The following is a 22922-nucleotide window of genomic DNA, read 5'->3' on the forward strand; positions in this document are numbered from 1 at the left end:
ATCGGCCACAGGCGGACGCCAAACGGCCCCGGTCGGGCTGCCATGGCAGCATTGAAGCCGATGAATAACCGTCGTGAGCTGCCCGAGTCGCCGTATCTGACCGCCGCACGAGGCCGTAAGCCGAGCCGGGTGCCGGTGTGGTTCATGCGGCAGGCCGGACGTTCGCTGCCGGAGTACCGGGAGCTGCGCGCGAAGAACACCATGATGCAGGCCTGCTTCGACGCGGACCTGATCACCGAGATCACGTTGCAGCCGGTGCGCAGGCACGGCGTCGACGCCGCCATCCTGTTCTCCGACATCGTGGTGCCGCTTCGAGCTTCGGGCATCGACCTCGACATCGTGCCCGACGTCGGGCCGGTCATCGAGCACCCGATCCGGGATTCGGCCGATGTCGCCGGTGTGAAACCCCTTGACCCGGAACGCGTAGCGCCGGTCGCAGATGCCGTTGGCCGGCTCGTCGGCGAACTCGGCGAGGTCCCGCTGATCGGCTTCGCGGGCGCCCCCTTCACGCTGGCGTCCTACCTCGTCGAGGGCGGGCCGAGCCGCAATCACGAACGCACCAAGGCGATGATGCTCGGCGAGCCCGACACCTGGCACGCGCTGATGTCCGCCCTGACCGACATCACGACCGCCTTCCTGAAAGTGCAGGTCGACGCGGGCGTCGACGCCATCCAGATGTTCGACTCGTGGGCCGGGACGTTGTCGCTGGCCGATTACCGGACCTACGTGCTGCCGCACAGCACGCGGGTGTTCGAGGCGCTGGCAGGCACGGGTGTGCCGATGACGCACTTCGGGGTCGGCACCGCCGAGCTGCTCGGCGCGATGTCGGAGGCCGTTGCGCCTGCCGCAAGCCCGGTGGTCGGCGTGGACTGGCGTACGTCGCTGACCGACGCCGCGGCCCGGGTGGCGCCGGGCACCGCCTTGCAGGGCAACCTCGACCCGGTGGTTCTGCTGGCTGGTCTTCCGGTGGCCGAGCGTGCGGCCCGTGCGGTCGTCGAGGACGGGCGGCGGGCGGTGGACGCCGGGGCGGCCGGTCACGTGTTCAACCTCGGCCACGGGGTGTTGCCTGGGACGGACCCGGGCGTCATCACCGAAGTGGTGGCGGTGGTGCACTCACTGTGAACAAGTCGTATTGCGTTGTCGGCGGCGGTATTTCAGGACTTGTCGCCGCGTACCGGCTGCGTTACGCACTCGGCGAAGAAGCCGATATCACGGTATTCGAGCCCGCCGACCGCCTCGGCGGCGTCTTGCGCACCGAGCAACTCGGTGGCCAGCCGATCGATATCGGCGCCGAAGCGTTCGTCGCCCGTCGCCCGGAGATGCCCGCGCTGCTCACCGAACTCGGACTGGCGGGCACGCAGATCGGCACCACGGGCGTTCGCCCGCTGATATACAGCCAGGGCCGCCTACACGAGTTGCCGCGCGACACCGTGAACGGCATCCCGACCGACCCGTCGACCATCACCGGGTTGGTCGATGCGGCCACGGTCGCGCGGATGCGCGGTGAGCCCTCCCGACCGCTGAACTGGCGTCCCGGGGCCGACCCGACCGTCGCCGAACTCGTCGGCGACCGATTCGGCGAGCAGGTGGTGACCCGGTCCGTCGACCCGCTGCTGGCGGGCGTGTACGCGGGATCGGCAGCCACGATCGGGCTCAGGTCGGCCGCGCCGATGGTGGCCGCGGCGCTGGACCGCGGCGCACCCAACCTCACCGAGGCGGTCCGCAGGGCACTGCCGCCACCGAGGAGCGGATCGGTCTTCGGAGCGATCGACGGCGGCTATCAGGTGCTGCTCGACGAACTGGTCCGGCGGGCCGACTTCCACTGGGCGCAGGTCAGTGTCGATCGGCTGGAGCGCCGGGGCAGGGGCTGGCAGCTGGTCGACGACGAGGGAAGAGCCTGGCCCGCCGACGCAGTGCTGCTTGCCGTGCCCGCCCCGCGGTTGTCGACCATGGTCGCCGACGTCGCGCCCCGCACCGCAGTCGCGGCACGACGGGTGAAGGCCGCGTCCACTGCGCTGGTGGCGCTGGCGCTACCGGGCGGCGCGCCCGTTCCCGACCGGTCGGGTGTGCTCGTGACGGCGTCGGAACGATTGCACGCCAAGGCGATAACGTTGTCGTCGCGCAAGTGGGGCGCACGCGGAAACGTCGAACTGGTCCGGCTGTCGTTCGGCCGTTACGGCGACGACATCGCGCACCGGGTCGGCGACGACGACCTGCTGTCCTGGGCCGCCGAGGACCTGGCGTCGGTATTCGGGGTGACCAGCGAGCCGTTCGACTGCCTGGTGCACCGATGGATCGACGCGATGCCGCAGTACGGGCCCGGTCACGGCGGCCTGGTCGCCGAGCTGCGCGCAGGGCTTCCTCCGTCTCTCGCCGTGGCGGGCGCCTACCTGGACGGTATCGGCGTGCCCGCCTGCATCGCGGCGGCCACGAGGGCGGCGGCGTCACTGGTCAGCGCACGCGTGGAAAACTAGGCGCATGGCTCGCCTTGACTACGACGCACTGAACTCCACGCTTCGCTACCTGATGTTCTCGGTGTTCTCCGTGACACCCGGGGTGCTCGGCGACGACCGGACCGCGATCGTCGACGAGGCCGCGACATTCTTCAAACAGCAGGAGGACAGCGGGGTCGTCGTGCGCGGGCTCTACGACGTCGCGGGGCTGCGTGCCGACGCCGACTTCATGATCTGGACGCATGCCGAGAGGGTCGAGGCGCTCCAGGCCATCTACTCCGACTTCCGCCGCACCACCGCCCTTGGTCGGGCCACGACGCCGGTGTGGAGCACGGTGGCGCTGCATCGGCCCGCCGAGTTCAACAAGAGCCATATCCCGGCGTTTCTGGCGGGCGAGGATGCCGGGGCGTACATCTGCGTGTATCCGTTCGTCCGGTCGCTCGAGTGGTATCTGCTGCCCGACGACGAACGGCGTCGCATGCTGGCCGAGCACGGTATGGCCGCCCGCGACTACAAGGACGTCAGGGCCAACACCGTGCCGGCCTTCGCGCTCGGCGACTACGAGTGGATTCTGGCCTTCGAGGCGCCCGAACTGCACCGCATCGTCGACCTGATGCGCGATCTGCGGGCCACCGATGCCCGTCGGCACGTGCGCGAGGAAACCCCGTTCTTTACGGGTCCCCGCATCGGTATCGAGGAACTGATAAACAAACTTCCCTGACAAATGTGATTTCTTTGCTGATTCAATCGAAATCACATGAATCCAAACTACGGCGTCAAGTTTGGCAACATTTCTCCTGGCTGATCGCCACGCCGCGAGTGCCGAAAGCGCCTTCATAGCGGTGAATCGGCAAATGGAGACGTACGTTTGCTGCAATGGTTTCTATACCGTCGGATTGTTGCTAGGTTTGCACAGTGTCGAAACCGCGTGGGTGGGGGTCGGCGCTGTCGTCGGGGGTGTTGCGTTCGCCGCGACACTGATCGCGCAGTGGGGCGGTCCGGTGGTCGCGCTCATCGTCTCGCAATACGGGCTGCTCGTCTTCGTCATCTTCGCTGCCGTGTGCTGCGGGCTGGCGGCCAGGTCGGCGGCGGCGGGCAGGCAACGAAACGCCTGGATCGCGATGATGGCCGGGTTGACCGGTTGGGCGATCGGCGAGGCGCTGTGGATCTACTACGAGTCCATTGCTCACCAGCCGCCGTTTCCATCGCTCGCCGACGCCGGTTATCTGCTTTTCCCGATCGGTGCGGCCGTCGCGATGGTGCTGTTCCCCGTCGGCTATTCGGGCCATTCCCGCGCGCGATTCGTGCTCGACGGGCTCATCGTCGCGGGCGCGCTCTTCGAGATCTCCTGGGTCCTGGTGTTGCGGCCCATCTTCGAATCCGACGCCACCAGTGCGTTGGCGGCGACACTCGCGCTTGCCTATCCCGTTTCGGACATCGTGATCGTCACCGTCGCGGTGCTGGTCCTCGCCCGGGCGCGAACCGGTCGGCGCATAACGCTGGCGATGCTGACCGTGGGCGTTGTCTGCATGGCGTTGTCAGACGGCGCGTTCGCCTACCTCACCGCCCACAACGTGTACGCGAGTGGGCGTGTCATCGACATCGGCTGGGCGGTGGCGTTCCTGACGTTCGGGATGCCGGCGCTGATGAGCCGCCGGGTGCCCGAGACAGAGGTGGAGATCTCGCAGGTGCCGTCGAAGATCTCGGTGTGGTTGCCCTATGTGCCGGTTGCCATCGCCGCGTTCGTGTGTGTGCCCGCCTACTTCCCGACCCCCGGCCTCGGCCCGATCTTCGTGTCGTCGACCCTGCTGATGAGCGCGGTGATGGCGCGGCAGTACATGGTGGTGCGGCAGAACCAGCGCCTGCTGTCGATGGTCGCCGACCAGGCGCTGCGCGACACCCTCACCGGGCTGGCGAACCGCGACCTGTTCAACGACCGGCTGATGCACGCCGTGCAGGTGCACGAGCAAGACAAACAGTCGGTGGCGGTGCTCTCGATGGATCTCGACGACTTCAAGCTGGTCAACGACAGCCTCGGGCATCCCGCCGGTGAGGCATTGCTTATTCAGGCCGCCGAGCGGTTGCAGGGCTGCGTGCGGACATCCGACACGGTGGCTCGTGTGGGCGGCGACGAGTTCGCCGTCCTGATGGAAGGCCTGCCGGAGCTGTCGCGGTTGGTGGCGCACCGCGTGGTCGCGGCCTTCGAGGAACCGTTCGTCATCGACGGCCAGCAGCTGCTGATGCGGCCCAGTGTCGGTCTGGCGGTGGCGTCGTCGGCCAACCCTGACCTGTCGGCGGATCTGCTACTCAAGCAGGCCGACGTGGCGATGTATTCGGCCAAGCGCTCGAAATCTGGTGGGCTGCACACGTTCACGCCGGATATGGCGCTCGCCGATCCGGGTGAGTTCGAGCTGACCGCCGAGGCGAGAGAAGGCGCCGAGCCCAGCGCGGCGGTGCGGCTGCTCGGCGAGTTGCGCCACGCCATCGATCACGGCGATCTCTCGGTGTTCTACCAACCGAAATTCGACCTGCGCAGCGGCGACGTCGTCGGCGTCGAAGCCCTCGTGCGGTGGCCTCACCCACCCGGGGCCTGCTCGGACCCGCGCATTTCCTGCCGCTGGTTCGTAAGCGCGGCCTGATGAAGGCGGTCACCGATCTGGTGCTGACGCAGGTGCTCGATGATGCCGCCGAATGGCAGGCGATGGGTATCGGGGTCCCGATCGCGGTGAACGTGTTCGCACCGTCACTCGGCGATCTGGACCTGCCGACGCACATCGCCTCGGCGCTCTCGACGCGCGGGCTGAGTCCCGAAGACCTGACCATCGAGATCACCGAGGACTTCCTCCTCGACAACATCGAGCGCACCCGTTCGGTGCTGGAAAGGCTGCGCCAGAAGGGCATTCGAATTGCGATCGACGACTTCGGGAGCGGTTATTCGGCGTTGTGGTACCTGCGCGAGCTGGCGATCGACGAGGTCAAACTCGACAGGCACTTCATCGCGCCGATCCGGGTCGACGCGCGCGCGGCCGCCGTGGTGCGCGGTGTCGTCGATCTGGCGCGCGTTCTCGGCGTCACGACGGTCGCCGAGGGTGTGGAGAACGCCGAGACCGCGGAGCGGCTTCGCGAGTTCGGCTGCGAGGTGGCACAGGGGTACTACTACAGCCCGCCGGTCAGCGCCGCGGCGATGATGAACATGCTGGCGGCCGGCCACCCGAAACACGCGACCCAGGTCGAGTTCGAGAAGTTGGAGGCTACGAGCCTGCAGGCACCAGTCGCAGTGAAATCGAGTTGATGCAGTAGCGCTGGTCGGTCGGCGTCGGGTACCCCTCGCCTTCGAACACGTGGCCGAGATGGCTGTGGCAGTTGGCGCACAACACCTCGACGCGGGTCATGCCCATCGAGTTGTCGGTCCGCAGGATCACCGCTTCCGACTTGGCCGGGTCGTAGAACGACGGCCATCCGCAGTGGGATTCGAACTTCTCGGTGCTGCGGAACAGTTCGGCGCCGCAGGCCCGGCACTCGTAGACGCCTTCGGTCTCGGTGTCGGTGTACTCCCCGACGAACGGCCGCTCGGTGCCGGCTTCGCGCAGTACGGCGAACTCGGCTGGGCTGAGCTTTTCGCGCCACTCATCGTCGGTGAGTTCGACTCTGGGCTGTGGAGAGGTCATCTGTCCACGCTAGCGCAGTCAGGACGCAACGATGTCGCGCAGAAATCGTCGGCTCGCCAGGAAGTAGAACACGATGGCGAGTACCTGCATGGCCGGCACGATCAGCAGCATCGCGCGGCCAAGCGACATGTTTCCCATTTCGGGCTTCAGCGCGTCGCTGATGACACCGGTGATGAACGGCCCGAGCGATCCCGCCATCGCGCAGACGAACAGAAACACCGCCGACGCAGTCGCGCGTTGCGACGCATGTGCCAGCCGCTGGATGGCCGCGATGGACGGAGCCATGTACGCGACGCCGGCGATGCAGCTCAATGCAATGAACCAGACGGCAAACACATTGCTCTCGACGATGAAGGCCAACCACGAAAACGGAAGTATCGCAGCGATCATCACGATCGTGAGCCACATCAGCCACCGAGGATCCCTCGCCGACAGCCGATCGGCCAGTCGGCCAATGATGAGCAGACTCGAAATTCCGGTCACGCCCGCCGCGATGCCGTACTGCACGCCGACCTGGCCAAGCGACATGCCGTGGGCCCGGATGAGGAACGCGGGCCCGAACGTCGAGACCGAATAGCCGGCCACCGCTATGCACCCGGCGGCGCCGAGAAGGGCGAGAAAACTGGGCTTCTTCACCAGATCCCACGCACCACCGGGTTGCGCACTTTCATCGGGGTCGACGGCGGGCATGGCCTGACGCTTCCCGAGGATAAGAAGCACAAGTGGGGCGAACAACACGCTGATCGCGCCCATCAGCACGAACGTGGTGCGCCAGCCGAACGCCTCGGCGAGCAGTCCGCCCGCCATCAGGCTGGCCGCGCTTGACAACGGAATGGACAACGTGATGAAGGCCAGTGGTGCAGCGCGCCGTTCCGGGGCGAAATTACGCGCCACGTAGGCGTGCGCGGCGGGGGTGCTGCCCGCCTCGCCGATCGCCACGCCGATCCGGGTAAAAGCGAGTTGCAGGCCCGAAGTGACCACGCCCCCAAGCATTGTCATCGTGCCCCACAGCGTCAGACAGCTCGAGATCACGAGGCCGAAGACGCCGCGGTCGGCGACGCGGGCTATCGCGATGCCGACGACGGCGTAGACCGCGAGGAAACCGAAACCGTTGATGAGGCCTATTGCGGTGTCCGACAGGGACAACTCGAGTCTGATCGGCTCGGCAAGAACGGCTGGCAGGAAACGGTCGATGTAGTTGAGGGTGCCGACGGCTGCGAGGAGCAGCACCGCCGCCCAGGCGCGTCGCGCGGTGTGTGTGGTTTGCGCAACGCTTTCCGGAGGAGCGGGCGCGGCCGTCATCCGGACGGGACGGCCCTGGGTTCGTCGGGTTCGCTCGTCTCGTGGGGTATCTTCTTGACCATCCACGGCGGGTCGATGCCTTCGTCCAGTCTGCGCTCGGCTTTGGCGTCGAGGTAGCGGAAGTAGAGCGCACAGAACACCACGATCAACATCAGCGACCAGCCGTAGGTGATCTTCATGTACTCCAGGAAGCGGCCGGTGGTGGGCCACCGCCACATCAGCCACCGATCCATCGTCAAGAACCCGTAGGTCGCCAGCCACGCCGGCCAACTGCGCACCACCGAGTTCGGCAGCACGACGGTCATCAGGAACGGGAACAACATCATCGAGTAGTAGCCCTGCGCCAGCGAAAGCACCAACCACGATGTCAGTAGGAGGACGCCTGACGACGTCAGCATCCAGAACAGCGGATCGCGGGTCCGGTAGTACTTGTACAGCAGCCAGAGGCTGACGACCGCGAGCACTGTGAAGGTGATCCGCAGCAGCAGGATGAACCACACCGGCAACCCGTAGTAGATGCCGTTGCCCTCGATCGAGCTGTTGAAGTAGTCGCGGGTGCTGAGAATGTATGGGACAGTGCGCGTCACGAAATTCATCGGGTCCGACACCAGCGGCCATGCCGCCCCGTTGAACACCAACGGAACGGCGACTGCCGCCACCAGTACCCGCCACTGCTTGTTGAGCAACGGCAACAGGAGCAGCACGGCCAACACCGGTTTCACCACAAGCGACAGACCGATCGCCACGCCGGCCCACCATTGATCGTTGACCTTGCCCGACAGCAGCCATCGGAAGAACAGCACTTCGGCGAGCAGCACGCAGCCGTTGATATTGGTGAACACGATGGTGTTGGTCACCGACTCGGTGAGGAACATGGCCACAAGCAGTGCAGGCAGTGCCACGGAGGTCAGCGAGAAGCCGAACAGCCGCACCATCAGGCACGCGGCGACGATCATGGCGACGGTGTTGAGGGCGACGAACCAGTTGTGCGACGCGAAGACCGGCATGTAGCCGAACGGAGCCATCAACAATGTGCCGCCCGGCGGGTACAGGTAGTGCGGGTCGACATAGTTGAAGTGCTCGTTGTAGATGTCCCAGCCGCGCCTGAAGTTACTGACCGCGCGGTACACCGGCCCGAAATCGTCGGTGATGTAGCCGTTGGCGGCCATCACATAGCTGCGGTGAGCGATCGACATGATGGCGATCGGCCACAGTATCGACCGCAGTACCGTCGCCGCGCTGGGCGGGGACGTGCGAGGTCGGAAGAGATTCAGCAGGCCGGAACGAATGGAGTCTGGTGCCGCCACCAGCGAACCGTACACCGACGGCGCCCGCGGCAGGATCAGGCGGGGCAGTAAGTGTCGGTGGGCGGCAGGTTGCCGCTGTCCAGATACGCGGTGACCGGTGCCAACGCGCACTCCGAGTAGATGCTGGCGCCGTGCCCGATGCCCTGCCAGATCACCCGCTTGCTGGACGCGCCCGCGTTGATGATGGTGGCGGCGACCTGCGAGACGCCTTCGTTGCCGACGATCGGGTCGTTCTGCACGCCGAGCAACAGCACTGGGATCTTGAGGTTCTTCGGCTCCTCCGGCGCGGACCCGCTTGGCCAGTTCAGGCACTCGACCATGCTGAGCGCGCCGACGCCGCCGAACTGCGGGTAGAGCTTGGGCCACGCGACGACCAGTTCGCGGACGCGGTCGGGGGTGGGCCGGTTCAGGGCGTCGCTGCACGAGTTGACGAATTGACCGTCGCTCTGGCGCAGGGTGTCGGCCTGGTTGATCAAATTGTTCATCTGGTTGACGTCACCGGAGCGTGCCGCGGCCACCGCGCCGGCGATGCTGTTGGTGGTCGCGGTGCGGTCGCCGCGCGGGTAGGCGAGCGCCGTGCTGATCGCGTCGGCGACGGTGGCGACCGCCGCTCCGCCGGGCCCGTTTCCGGCCCGCGCGTCGGTGAACAGGGCGTCGACGGCCGCCTTGGGGTCGGGTCCGAGCGGGCAGTTGGTGGCGGCGCACTGCGAGGCGAAGGCGTCCAGCGCGGTCTGCTCACCTTTCACCTGCTGTTCGGTGGCGGCTTCGGCCGCGATGCCTAGCGGCAGGGGAGAGTCGAGCACCAGCCGCGCCACCTTGCCGGGGTGCGAGCCCGCATAGGCCAGCGCGACCTGGGCCCCGTTGCCGATGCCCAGCAGTGCGATCGACGGCACATCCCAGGTGCTGCGCAGCCGTTCGATGTCTTCGGCGGCGTGCGAGTTGTCGTAGGCCGAGTCGCCGGGTGCGATGGTGTCGGTGCAGCTGGTGGTGGCGGTCATCGTGATGGCGCTGAGGTTGGCGACGGGATCGTCGCCGGATTGGAACTGCGCCTGATCCAGCATCTCCTGGCGGTCGAAAAGGTCGCGGCAGTCGATCGAGCTGGACGTGCCCATGCCGCGCCGGTCGACCGCCACGATCGGGTGGCTCTTGAGCACATCGGTGCCTGCGCGCGACAGCCAGACCGGCAGCTGGACCGAGGTCGGCAGATCGGATCCGGTCGTCATCACAAGCGGACCGGCGTCCTCGGGCGTCTGCGCGGAGCGGGCCCGCACCACACCGATGCTGATCGATCCGGTGGCGCCGTTGATCGGGTCGAGGTCGGCGTCGTAGGTGGCACAGTCCAGCGTGACACCGGGCAGCGGTTCCGTCGCGGAATCGCTGAACACCTCGGAGGAGCAGTTACGCCAGGACAAATCGTTCTTCGGCGCCTCGATCGCCGGTGGGCCGTCTGCCTTGTTCTCGGCGGGCGGCTTGCCCTGGGGGCGCGCGCCGGAGTCGGTGGCGTAGCGCGGATCGGCGGCCAGCAGCGGCGCGCATCCGGCCAGCAAAGCCGACAGAACGACGGTCGAGGTGCTCAGGGCACGAACGAGGCGACGCCGACGCATGAAACCACAGTACTGATACGCCGGTTACCGACCTCGCACGTAGCGCGCGTACAGATAGCCGGCGTCGTCGGTGAGCAGGTGGCCGCGCCGCATCGGGGTGTGTACCTGCCCGCGACCGGTGGCGATCCGGTCGGCCGCGCCACCGACCAGCAGCGGCGCGATCGTCACGCACAGCTCGTCGAGCAGCTCCTGTTCGATCAGCACGCCGAGGATTGCGGGGCCGCCCTCGACGAGGACGCGGAACAGCTTTCGGTCAGCCAGCGCTTTCAGCGCGTCTGCGAGCTCCACTCGATCCGACCGCGGACCCGAGGCGTCGATGACCTCGGCGACCGACCCGAGCCTGCCGGTGGCATCGGCGACGGCGTCGGCACAGGTGAGGATCAGCGGCGAAACCTCGGTGCGGGTGAACAGCTTGGCGTCGTGGTCGAGCATGGCGCTGTTGGTGAGGACGGCGATGGGCGGCACCTCGGCCTGGCCCCGTTGCCTGCGGGCCTGCCGCTGCGCGGGGCCGAACTGCACGCCGGAGTAGTTCTCCGCCCTCACGGTGCCCGCGCCGACCAGGATGACGTCGGCGAGCTGACGCATGAGCGCGAACACCGCGCGGTCGCCGGACCCGCCGAGGCCGCCGGACTTGCCGTCGGCGGTCGCACCGCCGTCGAGGCTGGCGATCATGTTGCCGCGCACCCAGCACGACGGCGGGTCGTCGGGATAGGCGTAGAAGCCGGGCAGCCGATTCTCGTCGATTGATTCGGCGGTGTCCAGCGATGTGAACCGGATACCAGCAGCGTCGTCGGGCATGGGGTCGATGGAAGCACGTCGTTACAGTTCGTGCATGCAGTCCGCCGCGCACAACAGGAGCGGGTCTGCCCCTTCCCACCTCGTCGATCGACGCCCGAGTGTCACCCCAGAGCGGTTGATCGCCCAGCTGCACCCGCCGCCGACGTTCGCCGGCGTCAGCTTCGAGAGCTATCGTCCCGATCCGGCGGAGCCGTCGCAGTCCGCGGCCGTGCAGTCGTGCCTGAGGTTCTGCGACGATGCGCTGGCGCGGCGCGCGGGAAAGAAACGGCTGTTCGGCAAGCGCGATGTGCTGCCGGGCGGGGGGCTCTATCTCGACGGCGGCTTCGGCGTCGGCAAGACCCACCTGTTGGCGTCGGCGTACTACCGGATCTCGAATGACTCGCACGCGCCTGCGGCGTTCGCGACGTTTGGTGAAATGACCCAGCTCGCAGGGGTATTCGGCTTCGTCGAGTGCATCGATCTGCTCGCCGACTACGCGGTGGTGTGCATCGACGAGTTCGAGCTCGACGACCCCGGCAACACCACGTTGATCTCGCGGCTGCTGTCACAACTGGTCGAACGCGGTGTCTCGATCGCGGCCACCTCGAACACGCTGCCCGAGCAGCTGGGGGAGGGCCGGTTCGCCGCACAGGACTTCCTGCGTGAAATCAACACGCTTGCAGCCATTTTCGAGACTATGCGCATCGAGGGGCCGGATTATCGCCATCGTGACCTGCCGCCCGCGCCCGAGCCCCTGACCGACGAGCAGGTCGTCGTCCTCGCTGCGGAGGTACCGGGCGCCACGGTCGACGACTTCGACGCGTTGTGCGCGCACCTGGCGACGATGCACCCGTCGCGCTATCTGACTCTCATCGAAGGGGTTCCGTCGGTGTTCATCACCGGTGTCCACCCCGTCGAGGACCAGAACGTGGCGCTTCGACTCGTGGCGCTCACCGACCGCCTTTACGACGCGGGCACCCCGGTGGTTGCGTCGGGTGCCAAGCTCGACACCGTGTTCAGCGACGAGATGTTGGCGGGCGGGTTCCGCAAGAAGTACCTGCGCGCCACCTCACGATTGCTGGCGCTGACGACAGCCGGTCAGACTGGGCGCACCATCACGTAGTCGTTCTCGATGCGGGTGCCGAGCCGAAACGTCTTGGTGCCGCTGATGGTGAAACCGTGCTTGGCGTAGAACAGTTGAGCGCGTTGATTGTTCTGGTTGACACCCAGCCAGACGGACTTCGCGTCGAGGTCGGGGGCGCGATGCAGGACCTCGGCCATCAGCGCAGCGGAGGCGCCTTTACCGTGGCTGTGGGGAAGGACGTACATCTTCGAGATCTCCACCGCCGGACGCACTGTGACGGCCTGCTGCACCGCGTCGTCGTCGGGTACACCGCGAACAAGCATGGCGTAGCCGGTGATTCGGCCGTCGCGGCGCGCGACGAGGATCAGCCGCTCTGGATCGTTCAGGTAACCGGCGAAGTGCGTCTGCGTCAGGTTCTCGTCGATGAAGGCGGCCACGTTCTCCGGTGTCACCGACGGCGGGCACGCCAGCGGGAAGGTCGCAGCAGCGACGGCGGCGAGTTCGGGTAGCTCGGCGGCAGTGGCGGCGGCGACCTCGAGGGTCACACGTTCCATTGGGCGAGGTGGAATCCGGTCTTCTTGTCGACCAGCACCACGTTGGACACCAGGTCGCGGTAGCAGTCCCACCAGACGCCTCCGTTGGCGGTCGCGCCGGAGGGCAGGTTCAGGATGGAGTACTGCAGCGCGTCGGGCGCGTCGGAGTTGCGCGGCTCGTAGGCGTCACCGGTCGGGGTGACGCCTTTGAAGACGAATGCGAGCCCGGCCGCGTACGGCGCGGGCGTCTCCACGACGTGCACGGTGACGTTGGCGCGATACACCTGATAGCGCGGGGCGCGCGGGGGATAGCCGAAGCCGGGCGGGACGTCGGAGGGAAGAATGTCGTGCACGGTCACGTCGGCGATCAGGCCCATCATCTCGACCCGGAGCGTTTCACCGAGTCGGCCGATCGGAGCGTCGACCGCGGCAGCCGGCGCGGCCAGTACGGCGCCGGACATCGTCAATGCGGCTAACAGCAGGACCAACCAGCGGCGCATGTGAATCCCCTCCATGTCGCCTCGCATGATGGCACATGCCGGCGGCCGCGGGCAGAGGGGTTGGCCGTCAGGAGGCCCAGGGGCCCAGGCCGCCGACCTTGTCGATCCGGATGCGGGTGAGCAGGCCCGGCGGCGAATCAGGCGGCGGGAAGTGCTCGTCGGAGCCGAGCATCGTGGTGGCGAGCTTCTTGAGCAGTTCGGGCGCGCCGCCTTCGGTGATGCGGGCGGTGCCCGTGATCGCGAGGTAGGGCGCCTGCTGACCCGGCGTGGGCTTGACGATGGTCACTGCGACTCGGGGGTCGCGCCGAACATTGCGCGTCTTGCGATATTCGGCCAGATGCGCCGAGACCAGTTCGTCACCGTCTGGCGTCGACTCCAGTCCCACCCAGACGACGGTCGCCTGCGGACTGCCGTCGGGGTTGATTGTCACCAGAGTGGCGTCTATGCCGTCGCCTATGAATTCGCGGGCAGCGTCGTTGAGCTTCATGCGTTGTTCTACCGCCGCGCGCGCCTTTTCATTCCCGAACGGCTTCCAGGTCGAGCAGCGTTGTCTTGGCAGCGGGGCCTCCGACATACTGCCCGCTGGACCCGTCAGAGCGAACGACACGGTGGCACGGGATGACGACCGGCAAGGGATTGTGCGCGCATGCCGAGCCGACGGCGCGGACCGCGCGTGGGCTTCCGACCGCCATAGCCACGTCGGCGTAACTCTCACGGCGGCCGTACCCGAGGTCGCGCAGGTGCTCAATGACGCTGCGGCGGAAACCTTCTGCGAGCCGAAGATCGACGGGCACCTCGAACTCGGTGCGCCGCTTGGCGAAATACTCGTCGAGCTGACGAGCCGCGTTGTCCAGCCGGGCCGGTGCGCGCAGCACCCGCGGGCTGACCGCGGACGCCAGCTTCGCCAGCACGGCGTCGTGGTCTTGGACGTCGTAGGCGACGCGGACGAGGCCGACGGTGGTGGCGGCCAGGAGCAGCTTGCCGACTGGGCTGTCTACGGTGCGGTAGGCGACGTCGAGCAGGTCGTCCTCGGTCGCCTCCCGCTCCAGTCGTAGGTGGAGGCGGGCCATGGTTTCCGGGTCGGCCTCTAGTTCGTCGAACAGGTTGATGCTCATGCTGTTTCATCCTCCGGATAGATCTTGCGAAGCGATTTGATCCCGTCGGCCGCGGCGCGGCGGGCGGCGTCGGGAGAGTTGCCGAGTAGTCCGGAGATCTCGGCGAACGGCAGTCCCGCGATGTGGTGATAGGCCACGGCGAGACGTTGTTTGTCAGGCAGCCGTTGCAGGGCCGCCCAGAGGTCCGGATAGCGAGCGGCGGGATCAGCGCGTGTCGAGGGGCGGTCCGGCGTCGAGTCCACCGGGATCGCGCGTCGGGATCTGGCCCGCCCGACGTCGAGGGCGCGCCGGTGGGCGATCGTCGCCAGCCAGGCCTCGACGTTGGCGTCGGCGGGCAGGTCGGGGTACGCGCGCAGGGCCGAGAGGAAGGTCTCCGACCAAGCGTCCTCGGCGTCGACGGGTCCGACAACGGCGCGGCACACCCTCAGCACGGTGGCGCCGTGCGCGGCCACCACGTCTTCGAACGGTCGCACCCTCACATCATGTAGACGCCGCAGCGGTTTCGTGTGTGAGATCAGTTCTTGGTGAACGGTTCCAGCGCGGTGACGAGATCGCCTTCGAAGCGGTCGCGGTCGGCGCCCGTCCGGTGCAGCGGACCGTCGTCGTCCTCCGCTTCGAACAGCGCCAGTGCGATGTGCTCGGTGCCGACATAGTTGTGTCCCAGCCGAAGTGCCTGGCGGAAGGTCAGTTCGAGGGCCTTCTTCGCAGGGTCGTCGAACGGGATCAGCACGGGCATGTCGCCGTCCGTTCGCGCGGGCAGGGTGACAGCCTTGGCGACGGCGTCTGCATCCACGCCCTGTCCGGCCAAAAGTTTGGCCGCCAAGCCGTCGGGGTCGTCGAACAACGCGAGCAGCAGATGGTCCGGCGTGATTTCGACGTTGCCGGCTTTCTGCGCCTGGTTCTGCGCGGCGACAACGACGTTGCGTGCGCGCGGGGTGAACCGGCCGAAGCCCGCGTTGGGGTCGAGGGCGGATTCGAGGTTGGGCGCCTTGGGCACGAATCGTTTCTGCGCGGCCTGCTTGGTGACACCCATGCATTTGCCGATATCGGTCCATGAGGCCCCGGAGCGCCGCGCCTGATCGACGAAGTGACCGATCAGGTGGTCGGCGATCTCGTCGAGAGACTCGGCCGCCAGCACAGCGTCGGTGAGTTGTTCGAGTGGTTCGGAGTGCACCTTCTTGATGACCTTGATGAGGTCGTCGAGGCGTACGGGGTAGGCGATCTTCGCCGGTTCGGTCATATCGTCAACTCTAAGTTGACGTTATGGAAACGTCAACCGGCGGTTGACGCTACCCGCGGGGATAGCCGTGACGCACCGTGCGATCCAGAATGCCGAGCGTGGCGCACAGTGCGCTTTCGGGGATGACGGGGAAGATGTCCGCCGCGCGCCATTCCGGGTCGATGTCGGACCAGTCATAGAACGACGTCACGAGAGTGCCGCCGTCATCCGACGGTTCGAGGCGGTAGCCGTACACGTGGCCGATCTGCGGGCGGATCCGGCCGAGGATCGTCCAGGCGATCAACGCATCCTTCTCGAACTCGCGGATCTCGACCGTGACGTCGTATTTGCCCATTGGGTAGTCGTTGAGGGCCTCGCGGTCCATATGGATGACGAAGGTGTCGCCGACCGCTGCCGCCACGTCGCCGTCGGCGTCCTGCAGCATGCCGGACGCGTCGATCGCGACATGGCCGTACGGGTCGCAGAGCACGGCGAAGATGTCGGCGGCTGGTGCGGCGATCGCGCGCTGTACCTCCATGCGTTCGGTCATGAGTCGATCTTGTCAGTCCGCTAGGCGTTGCTGGGCTTGTTTTCGGCCCCGGTTCGCGGGGTATACGAACGCATCGTTCAGATTGACCATCCGAATCAGGGGAGTGCGCGAGCAGTGGCTGGTCACGATTACGTGCGGAATATGCCGCCCATACTTCGAGATGCCGTGTCTTTCATCCAGGAGAATGCGGATGCCGATATCGGGTTGGAAGATATTGCCGCCGCCGTCAATGTGTCGTCGCGGTCCGTGCAGTACGCCTTCCGACGCAATCTCGGCACGACTCCGCTGGAGTACCTACGGCGGGTGCGGCTGGACCGTGCGCATCGAGACCTCAAGGCCGCCGATCCGGCGCATGACACCGTCACGGCCATCGCGGGCCGCTGGGGGTTCAGTCATGCCGGGCGGTTCAGCCTGGCCTACAAGGCGGCGTTCGGCACGGCGCCAAGTCACACATTGCGGGCCTATTCCGCGTAAGCGTCACTCCGCGAAGGATATTGACGTGCCCGAACATTTGGTGACCGCCCGATCGGGCGGGAACGTTCGTGGATCGGCGCCGGCGATCGCGGTGTCTCGGTAGTAGGCGTGCCGGTCATCAACTGAGCACTCGAAGTTCGCGTTCAGCACGCGAAAGGTGGCCGGATCCGCACCGTCGTTGTCTTTCCCATCCAGTACACGCGTGACGAATCCCCGGCATAGGACCCCGCCAGCGGCCGAAAGGACGGCAGCTCCGCGACGGCGATCGGCTGGTCGAAGAAGAAGGCGCGACGGTCGTCGCGTGCGTAAGCGCCTTGTAGGACTTGGAAAGTCGCCGGATCGGCGTCGGCGCTCGGCTTGCCGTTGACGTCCACGGTGCTCCCGTCTCTTTGTAGAGGTGTGATCGGCATCCGAGATGATCGCGAAAATCGCGGGGTCCTCGGAGAGCACCGACCCGTCGCTCCAGTAGACGACGCGACTGTCTTTGGCGAGCTCGCCGTCGAGCAACTCGAAGTGCGCGGGGTCGTCACTGAGCACGCGGTCGCGTTGGTAGACGTGCTCGTGATCCTTGGCGAGACCGGAGCGGCCGAGCAGTTCGAAGGAAGCGCGTCGGCGTCGGGCAGCGCCACACCGTTGACGAGGACGTGGGACGAGTCCACGCCGTAGGTGGAGTCGAGCGCTCTGAAGGTTGTGGGGTCGGCATCACTGATCTCGACGGCCTTGCCGGGGAACGCCGCGAGCTAGTACGGCCTATCGTCCCTGACATGATAGCCGGCGCTTAAGAACAGAGAGTTGAGCGGCCCGTTTTCGGCTGCACGCCAAAAGGATCGCCGCAAGACGAGGCACAGCGCGGCGGTCGACTTTCGCTGCATCATTCGATGTGCCTTCTCGTCTGGGGTCACATTGAACCGCCGGGCGAATTGGAACGTGATCACGCTAGCGCGGACATGCGGTCGGCACGCCGGACTCAATACCGGCTCAGCGGCCCGTAGGCGCCTAGGGTTGAGTGCCGCATCCGGCATTCCGGTGATAGGGGAGTAGTGAAGCACCGCGACGTCAGCGCCATCGACCGACAGCTGTCCTTGTTGGCTGCCGTGAGTTCGTCGATCCGCCGTCTCGGCGGCAAGCCGTCGACGGCGCTCATCGATGAGTTGCTCGACGAGCGGATTGCGAGCAGGCCGATGCCGCTACTTGCGCCTGCGGGCCGCGGCGACGGCGATGGCAATTCCGACCAGCGCGATGATGGGTCCCAGAACTGACCACGTGGTCGTGTTGCTCATTGGGCTACCCCCGACCAGCCCGAAGCCCTGCAGCGCGAACAGCAGGCCGAAGAGGGCGACGACCACGCCCACGATCACCACGATGATGCGTCCCATGGTTCAACAGTAGCGGTGAAACCCCGTGTGCGCGTAGGCCACGAAGCCGATAGCGCGGCGTTCTGCAACCGACGGTTCGCGAGTTATTCTGGCGCTCTCCCGATAATGCTCAACGAAGGCGTTGCGCCACAACGTCTTCAGAGAAGGCTACGGTCATCAGCGACCGTGGTTCCGGTAGCCGGGAACCGGCGCGACACAGTCCAAGGCGGACACTCCGACTCCGAACGGCATGCACGTCGGCACGCCGTTGAGAAGGACGTACAGGCCCGTGGGGGGTTTGCCGGTCTTACTCCCGAGCATCGCCTGAACGTGGCGACGGGGTAGGGGCAACCAGAACGGGGCGAGAACATGAAGACGATTGCAAAAGGGCTGTTCGTCGGCGCAGTGCTGGCGGGGGCCATCATGGTGGCCAGCCCGGCATCAGCGCATCCACTCGAGGGCAGCTACAGCGGCCTGCTGATCGATGGGGCGAGACAGGTTCTCAACCCGACGCCGGTAGCGATGAGCTTTTCGGCGTGCGGTGCGGACTGTGCTCGCCTTCAGATGCCGCGCCAGAACGTCGAGTTGCGTCTGCAAGGTGGCACGTGGGTTGGCGGCTACGACTGGAACGGCTCGCGATGCACCATCACCGTCGACCGCAACGCGCAGGTGCTCGACAACGTCTGTCCGAACGACCAGCCCATGCGCATGACGCTGACCAAGAACGGCTGACGCTGACAGGTAGTGGACTACGCGTGCCCCATCGGATGGATTCAAAAAGGATTCAGAAGTCAGCAACGAACACGCGCCTCCAGTGCGGCGCGAGGGAAGGAACAGAATGAACACGATCACTCGGGGACTTGCAGCGGGCATCGTCCTCGCCGGCGCTGCCGTTGCGTTGGCCGGGCCTGCGTCGGCGGAAGCATTCGACGGGCCGTACCTCATCACCGTGACCAACGGCCACGGGGCCGTCAACGACGGATCCAAGCAGGGTGTGTTCACGTCGCCGTGTGGTCCGGACTGCACGACCTTCAACGCAGGGGAGTGGTCGGCGGATCTTCGCCTGCAAGGCAATTCGTGGACCGGCGTGACCTCGGAGGGCCTGACATTGTCGTTCGACAAGGACTCGCTTGCCGGAACCATGTTCAAACCCGAAACCAACCAGACCGTGGACGTTCAGGTAAGCAAGGCGGCGCTGTGATGCGCAAACACGAGAGCGGGGCGGCACTGGCGGCGGGCGTCGTGGCACTCTTCATCTGGGCGCCGATCGCCGGTGCCGACGATTCGCCGTCATGCGCTCCCGACGACCAGCAGTGTCAGGAGCAGCAGAAGAATCCGGGGGCAGGGATCGCGAACCAGGTCATCGACAACGTGCAGCAGGGGATGGATCAGGCTAAGCAGGTTCAGAACGCCATCGACCCGAACACCGGGCAACCCTATGCCGGTAGGCCGTTTCACTTACTCCTGAACGGCGCTGAGGTTTGTTGGCCGGTCGGGGTGCCGATATCGGCGCTCGATCACGTTGAGCCGTTTCCCGGCGATGCCGACGGCAGTTGCTGACCTGAGCGCGGGCGATTAATGCGATTCGGCTTCCGCGGATTCGGTCTGCGGAGCCGAATCGTCAAGCGCGCGGGCCAATCTCTGACTCTCGACCGCGGCCCTGTCTGATTCGCGGTCTGCAGCTTGGTAGTCGCGCAAGCTCGCTTCGCGCTCAGCGGTAGCAGCGTGGTTGTGCGCCGCCGTGTCGCCGGTGCCGTCGGAGGCGGCGGTCTCCTGAACGACTGCGGCATGACGGTGTAGCGCCGCCGCTTCCCTGTGCTGCTTTGCTGCTGATAGGTGCGCTCTCATCGCACGCAGATGTGCATCTTGTGACCGTTCGGCTTCGGTCTCCGGCTCGCTTGTGTCCAGGGCGCGGCTCCTTCGTCCGGGATGCAAGCAGTATGCGGCATCGAGATTGCTGTGCGCCGTCTACTAACCAAATATCGAGCAAAAAATGGCCCGCCGTCGCGTGAGCAGACGGTGGGCCACAAGCGTGCTGGTCACTTGCCCCGAAAAGCGTCCTTCACCTTCTCGCCGGCGTCCTTGAGGCTGGACTTCGTTTGGTCGACCTTGCCTTCGTTCTCGGTGCTCTTGTCGCCGGTCGCCTTACCGGCGCCTTCTTTCGCCTTGCCTCCGAGATCGTCGATCTTGTTGCTGATTTTGTCTCCGGCGCCCATAAGTGAGCCCCTTCCATTAGCGCGATTATTGGCTCGGACCGAGCCAATCACGGCATACCCCGAGACGGTGGAAATCCAAACCGAGGAACGCGTCACAGCGGAACCGACAAACCTGCACGCACCCCTTCCAGGTCGGGTCCAGAGGCGACCCGAGATATTCGCGGTACTCGACGTCGCGGATAGCGCCGCCTTGCTATGAGCTGTGACCGTGTTCTCATGGCCCCGACGAGATGTGTTGTGAGCGAGGCGTCCTGATGGTCAGGTAAGGGCCTGGTGAGCACCTTCGACGTGTGCCATATCGCCTTCGTTGAGGCGCAACACTCTGCAGCTATCCGCGTAGAGACAATACACAGCGAACTCCCAGCATTCTTTCAGGACGGCGACAACGTTCGGTGTATACGAGGTAGAGAGGACGCCCGGGCTGAAATTTTGGCTACTCGGATGCTTGTGCGCATGTTGAACACTAGCGTTGCTGTCGAACGCAACTAATGGCGTGTAGTTAACTACTCCACAGTTGTGAAGTACTTGTGAGGCGCCTTTGCGTTGTCGTAAATTCAAGTGGTCGGGAATTGGAACGTAGCTGGTGGCGGGGGCTGTCCAGCTCTGGGGGAAAGCACTAAAGAGAATGACTCATCATGCACAACAGCGCCCGCAGCGGGTGCGCATCGCTACCGCAGCGATCTTGACGACAGGGGCGATTCTGTTCGCCGGACCAGTCGGCATCGCACTCGCCGACACCCCCGCCGGTCCGAGCGGCGGCCCCACCAACCCCGGCGGCGGCACCACCGGTCCCGGCGGCGGCCCCGGACCAAATGACCCAGGCCAGGGTCCCGGCGGCCCAGGCGGAGGCCCCGGCGATCCCGGTGAAGGCCCCGACGGCCCTCATGGCGGAGGCCCCACCGGCCCCGGCCCCGACACCCCGCCACCGAACACCGGCGGCTCGACTAACCCCGGCACCCAAATCCGGAACGCGGTGACCGCGTACCGGGCGCAGCTCGACGCGGCCATCGCGCAACTCCGCACAGCCACCAGAGCGCACAACAGGGCCCAGATCCAAGCAGCCCTCAACCAGATCAACGCGACCAACACCGCGCTACGCAGCTCGATCCACACCGTCGTCAAACACCGTTGACACTGCATCAAGCATAAGAAGGGACAACACCATGATCACTATCACGCGGGGACTTGCTGTCGGCGCTGTACTTGCTGGCGCTGCGGTCGGGTTAGCCGGCCCGGCGTCCGCGGAACCAACCGCGGGAAACTACACCGCAACAATCATCGACCCGGGCGATAGCAACAAGACGGGGTCGACGACTTGGAATCTGGCCTCCTGTGGTCCGGACTGTTTCAACGTAAACGACACGAGCAAAACCTTGTGGCAGTTGCACCGGCAGGGCACGGTGTGGACCGGATCTGACGACATCAACACTGTCTCACTAGACAACGACTCCCTTATCCTCACGCTTCAATACCGGGACGGGCACCCCAACGTCGTGATTGGGCTGACCAAGGTCTGACGTCATTGGGGAGCACCGTTTCACCACCGAAGAAATGACTCGGCCCGCCACCCGTCGGGAGTTGAGTGACGGGTCACAGCGGACATACCTCCACCGTAGGCAGATAGCACCAATCCTCAGCCCACGGTGTCCGTCGCTGCCGCGTGGGACGGTCGCTCTAAGTGTGTCCCCGGAACGGCCCTTCCGTTAGTTTGCGCGTGAGAGTACATTTCGGGGCGACCGGGTTTGCGCCACCGCCAATAAGCTACAGCTGCCCGGTCCGGGTCAGGGGTGACCTGTGCAAGGGGGGAACGGCATGGAACAACCGGACGAGCTAGAAAGGCGTCGAAGGGGCCGGCCTCGGAAAGGGGATCCGAAGACCAGCCATCAGCGTCTAATCAGTACTGCGCGACAGGTCTTCGCCCGACGCGGCTATGGGGGCACCTCCTTGCAGGAGGTGGCCGAGCGGGCGGGTGTATCGCGGCCAGCGGTGAGCTATTACTTTCCAGAGGGCAAGCTTCAGCTGTATTGGGCCGTTACCGAGGCCATCTATTGCGACGTACTGAAACCTGCCATCGACCGCGCAGGCGAGAAATCGACTCTGGTGGACCAAATTTCGGTGTTCTTAAATGTCGCGGGCCACGCGGTCGTTGACGACATGCCTGCTGCGGCATTTCTATGCACGTCGGCCACTGAGTGCCAGAGCCACCCAGAACTGCGCCATCCCCATCATGATCCGGTGACCGCCGCCCGACGGTTCTTGACCCTGGCGGTCAATGAGGCAGTTGGCCGCGGTGAGCTATCCGCCGACACCGAGCAACCCCCTTTAGTCGCCACACTTCTTGCGATGCTGGGGGGCATAGGGTTCTACGCTGCATTCGTCGGCGAGCCGAAACAGGTAAATGCGATTGCCGCACAAATCCACCAGCAATTGACAGGCGGGTTGCCGGCGGGCTCCCTTTAGCCACCGCGTGTGGTCGCTCATGTGTAAGGGTGTAGCACTCGTACATCCCTCGGCACTAAGGCCGCACCGCTCCGAAGGGCGGCCCTGGCCCCTAATCGACCCTGTGGTGCATATGTGGTGCAAACGGTGCCAGCAGTCTTTCTAAACGCCAGTTGACATGTGGTAATGCTGGTGCGCGACACTGGGATTGACCCGATTGGGCAGGCGTTCGGATGGGATCGCAAAGCCGCGGGTTCCTCTGTGTTGATTGCGGTTTCGCTGGCGTTGTGGGGTGTGGACTGCGACCGGCCGATGCGACCTAGGCG

Annotated in this window: 26 protein-coding genes and 1 pseudogene; 12 read left to right on the forward strand and 15 right to left on the reverse strand. The window is 65.8% G+C overall.

Translation table 11 applies throughout. From position 1 onward, the window contains the following. The first annotated feature begins 60 nt into the window (after positions 1–60). The 4 genes and pseudogenes from hemE to C6A82_RS11340 all read left to right on the forward strand — a co-directional run bounded on the left by hemE (position 61) and on the right by C6A82_RS11340 (position 5745). The gene (hemE, locus tag C6A82_RS11325; RefSeq protein ID WP_105349063.1) at positions 61–1122 is read left to right on the forward strand and encodes a uroporphyrinogen decarboxylase; all 1062 of its coding nucleotides are present in this window, start codon (positions 61–63) and stop codon (positions 1120–1122) included. After that, positions 1119–2474 carry a protoporphyrinogen oxidase gene (locus C6A82_RS11330; protein WP_105349065.1) on the forward strand — a complete coding sequence of 452 codons (1356 nt, stop codon included), beginning with the start codon at positions 1119–1121 and terminating at the stop codon, positions 2472–2474. The genes hemE and C6A82_RS11330 overlap by 4 nt, the downstream gene beginning before the upstream one ends. Before the next feature lie 4 nt (positions 2475–2478). Continuing rightward, entirely contained in the window at positions 2479–3174 is a 696-nt protein-coding gene (hemQ, locus tag C6A82_RS11335; protein ID WP_105349066.1) for a hydrogen peroxide-dependent heme synthase, read from the forward strand. A 1150-nt stretch (positions 3175–4324) separates the two neighbouring features. Further along, positions 4325–5745, forward strand: a pseudogene (locus C6A82_RS11340) (putative bifunctional diguanylate cyclase/phosphodiesterase). Here the strand turns inward: C6A82_RS11340 and msrB are convergent. Genes msrB through C6A82_RS11365 form a run of 5 tightly spaced genes read right to left on the reverse strand, consistent with a single transcriptional unit; the run spans position 5705 to position 11132 of the window. After that, entirely contained in the window at positions 5705–6121 is a 417-nt protein-coding gene (gene msrB / locus C6A82_RS11345; RefSeq protein ID WP_105349071.1) for a peptide-methionine (R)-S-oxide reductase MsrB, read from the reverse strand. The pseudogene C6A82_RS11340 and the gene msrB sit on opposite strands and share 41 nt — an antisense overlap. Positions 6122–6139: 18 nt before the next feature. Next, positions 6140–7423: an MFS transporter gene (locus C6A82_RS11350; RefSeq protein ID WP_105349072.1), complete on the reverse strand. Its 1284-nt coding sequence runs from the start codon at positions 7421–7423 to the stop codon at positions 6140–6142. Continuing rightward, positions 7420–8745 (reverse strand): arabinofuranan 3-O-arabinosyltransferase, encoded by a 1326-nt coding sequence (gene aftC / locus C6A82_RS11355; protein WP_311101788.1) that lies wholly within the window; start codon positions 8743–8745, stop codon positions 7420–7422. The genes C6A82_RS11350 and aftC overlap by 4 nt, the downstream gene beginning before the upstream one ends. 20 nt (positions 8746–8765) lie before the next feature. Next, positions 8766–10334 carry an alpha/beta hydrolase gene (locus tag C6A82_RS11360; RefSeq protein WP_105341398.1) on the reverse strand — a complete coding sequence of 523 codons (1569 nt, stop codon included), beginning with the start codon at positions 10332–10334 and terminating at the stop codon, positions 8766–8768. Between the two features lie 24 nt (positions 10335–10358). Continuing rightward, positions 10359–11132 carry a pyrimidine reductase family protein gene (locus C6A82_RS11365; protein ID WP_311101789.1) on the reverse strand — a complete coding sequence of 258 codons (774 nt, stop codon included), beginning with the start codon at positions 11130–11132 and terminating at the stop codon, positions 10359–10361. Here C6A82_RS11365 and zapE point away from each other — a divergent pair. Continuing rightward, positions 11131–12234: a cell division protein ZapE gene (zapE, locus tag C6A82_RS11370; protein ID WP_105341367.1), complete on the forward strand. Its 1104-nt coding sequence runs from the start codon at positions 11131–11133 to the stop codon at positions 12232–12234. The genes C6A82_RS11365 and zapE overlap by 2 nt on opposite strands. Here the strand turns inward: zapE and C6A82_RS11375 are convergent. The 7 genes from C6A82_RS11375 to C6A82_RS11405 all read right to left on the reverse strand — a co-directional run bounded on the left by C6A82_RS11375 (position 12210) and on the right by C6A82_RS11405 (position 16112). Further along, complete coding sequence (locus C6A82_RS11375; protein ID WP_105341365.1) at positions 12210–12749, reverse strand: N-acetyltransferase; 540 nt, start codon at positions 12747–12749, stop codon at positions 12210–12212. The genes zapE and C6A82_RS11375 overlap by 25 nt on opposite strands. Continuing rightward, positions 12737–13228: a hypothetical protein gene (locus tag C6A82_RS11380; RefSeq protein ID WP_311101790.1), complete on the reverse strand. Its 492-nt coding sequence runs from the start codon at positions 13226–13228 to the stop codon at positions 12737–12739. The genes C6A82_RS11375 and C6A82_RS11380 overlap by 13 nt, the downstream gene beginning before the upstream one ends. A gap of 67 nt (positions 13229–13295) precedes the next feature. Then, complete coding sequence (locus tag C6A82_RS11385) at positions 13296–13715, reverse strand: PPOX class F420-dependent oxidoreductase (protein ID WP_105342662.1); 420 nt, start codon at positions 13713–13715, stop codon at positions 13296–13298. A 28-nt stretch (positions 13716–13743) separates the two neighbouring features. After that, positions 13744–14343, reverse strand: coding sequence for a methylated-DNA--[protein]-cysteine S-methyltransferase (locus tag C6A82_RS11390; RefSeq protein ID WP_105342660.1), 600 nt, complete (start codon positions 14341–14343; stop codon positions 13744–13746). Next, positions 14340–14816 carry an RNA polymerase sigma factor gene (locus tag C6A82_RS11395; RefSeq protein ID WP_105342666.1) on the reverse strand — a complete coding sequence of 159 codons (477 nt, stop codon included), beginning with the start codon at positions 14814–14816 and terminating at the stop codon, positions 14340–14342. Before C6A82_RS11395 ends, C6A82_RS11390 begins: the two co-directional genes overlap by 4 nt. 41 nt (positions 14817–14857) lie before the next feature. Next, positions 14858–15583, reverse strand: coding sequence for a Clp protease N-terminal domain-containing protein (locus C6A82_RS11400; RefSeq protein ID WP_105342658.1), 726 nt, complete (start codon positions 15581–15583; stop codon positions 14858–14860). A gap of 49 nt (positions 15584–15632) precedes the next feature. Further along, a complete protein-coding gene (locus C6A82_RS11405; RefSeq protein ID WP_105342655.1) occupies positions 15633–16112 on the reverse strand; it encodes a polyketide cyclase in 480 nt (159 codons plus the stop codon). A 141-nt stretch (positions 16113–16253) separates the two neighbouring features. Between C6A82_RS11405 and C6A82_RS11410 the strand changes: the two genes are divergently transcribed. Further along, entirely contained in the window at positions 16254–16586 is a 333-nt protein-coding gene (locus tag C6A82_RS11410) for a helix-turn-helix domain-containing protein (protein WP_105342664.1), read from the forward strand. Between the two features lie 143 nt (positions 16587–16729). On the opposite strand, the gene C6A82_RS11415 is transcribed toward C6A82_RS11410, so the two are convergent. Both C6A82_RS11415 and C6A82_RS11420 read right to left on the reverse strand, forming a co-directional pair. Then, the gene (locus C6A82_RS11415; RefSeq protein WP_233216786.1) at positions 16730–17245 is read right to left on the reverse strand and encodes a DKNYY domain-containing protein; all 516 of its coding nucleotides are present in this window, start codon (positions 17243–17245) and stop codon (positions 16730–16732) included. Positions 17246–17773: 528 nt separating this feature from the next. Continuing rightward, complete coding sequence (locus C6A82_RS11420; protein WP_105342652.1) at positions 17774–17962, reverse strand: hypothetical protein; 189 nt, start codon at positions 17960–17962, stop codon at positions 17774–17776. A gap of 348 nt (positions 17963–18310) precedes the next feature. Between C6A82_RS11420 and C6A82_RS11425 the strand changes: the two genes are divergently transcribed. From C6A82_RS11425 to C6A82_RS11435, 3 genes are all read left to right on the forward strand, one after another. Continuing rightward, positions 18311–18673: a hypothetical protein gene (locus C6A82_RS11425; protein WP_105342650.1), complete on the forward strand. Its 363-nt coding sequence runs from the start codon at positions 18311–18313 to the stop codon at positions 18671–18673. A gap of 106 nt (positions 18674–18779) precedes the next feature. After that, positions 18780–19142: a hypothetical protein gene (locus C6A82_RS11430; protein ID WP_105342649.1), complete on the forward strand. Its 363-nt coding sequence runs from the start codon at positions 18780–18782 to the stop codon at positions 19140–19142. Further along, positions 19142–19501 carry a hypothetical protein gene (locus C6A82_RS11435; RefSeq protein WP_105342647.1) on the forward strand — a complete coding sequence of 120 codons (360 nt, stop codon included), beginning with the start codon at positions 19142–19144 and terminating at the stop codon, positions 19499–19501. Before C6A82_RS11430 ends, C6A82_RS11435 begins: the two co-directional genes overlap by 1 nt. Positions 19502–19980: 479 nt before the next feature. On the opposite strand, the gene C6A82_RS11440 is transcribed toward C6A82_RS11435, so the two are convergent. Then, entirely contained in the window at positions 19981–20157 is a 177-nt protein-coding gene (locus C6A82_RS11440; RefSeq protein ID WP_105342638.1) for a CsbD family protein, read from the reverse strand. 625 nt (positions 20158–20782) lie between these two features. Between C6A82_RS11440 and C6A82_RS11445 the strand changes: the two genes are divergently transcribed. The 3 genes from C6A82_RS11445 (at position 20783) to C6A82_RS11455 (ending at position 22617) form a co-directional block, all read left to right on the forward strand. Continuing rightward, positions 20783–21289 (forward strand): hypothetical protein, encoded by a 507-nt coding sequence (locus C6A82_RS11445; RefSeq protein ID WP_311101791.1) that lies wholly within the window; start codon positions 20783–20785, stop codon positions 21287–21289. 31 nt (positions 21290–21320) lie between these two features. Then, positions 21321–21674, forward strand: a complete 354-nt coding sequence (locus C6A82_RS11450; protein ID WP_105342636.1) for a hypothetical protein — start codon at positions 21321–21323, stop codon at positions 21672–21674. 295 nt (positions 21675–21969) lie between these two features. Beyond that, positions 21970–22617 (forward strand): TetR/AcrR family transcriptional regulator, encoded by a 648-nt coding sequence (locus C6A82_RS11455; protein WP_311101792.1) that lies wholly within the window; start codon positions 21970–21972, stop codon positions 22615–22617. Positions 22618–22922: the final 305 nt, after the last annotated feature.

This window comes from Mycobacterium sp. ITM-2016-00318 (assembly GCF_002968285.2).
Taxonomy (GTDB): Bacteria; Actinomycetota; Actinomycetes; order Mycobacteriales; family Mycobacteriaceae; genus Mycobacterium.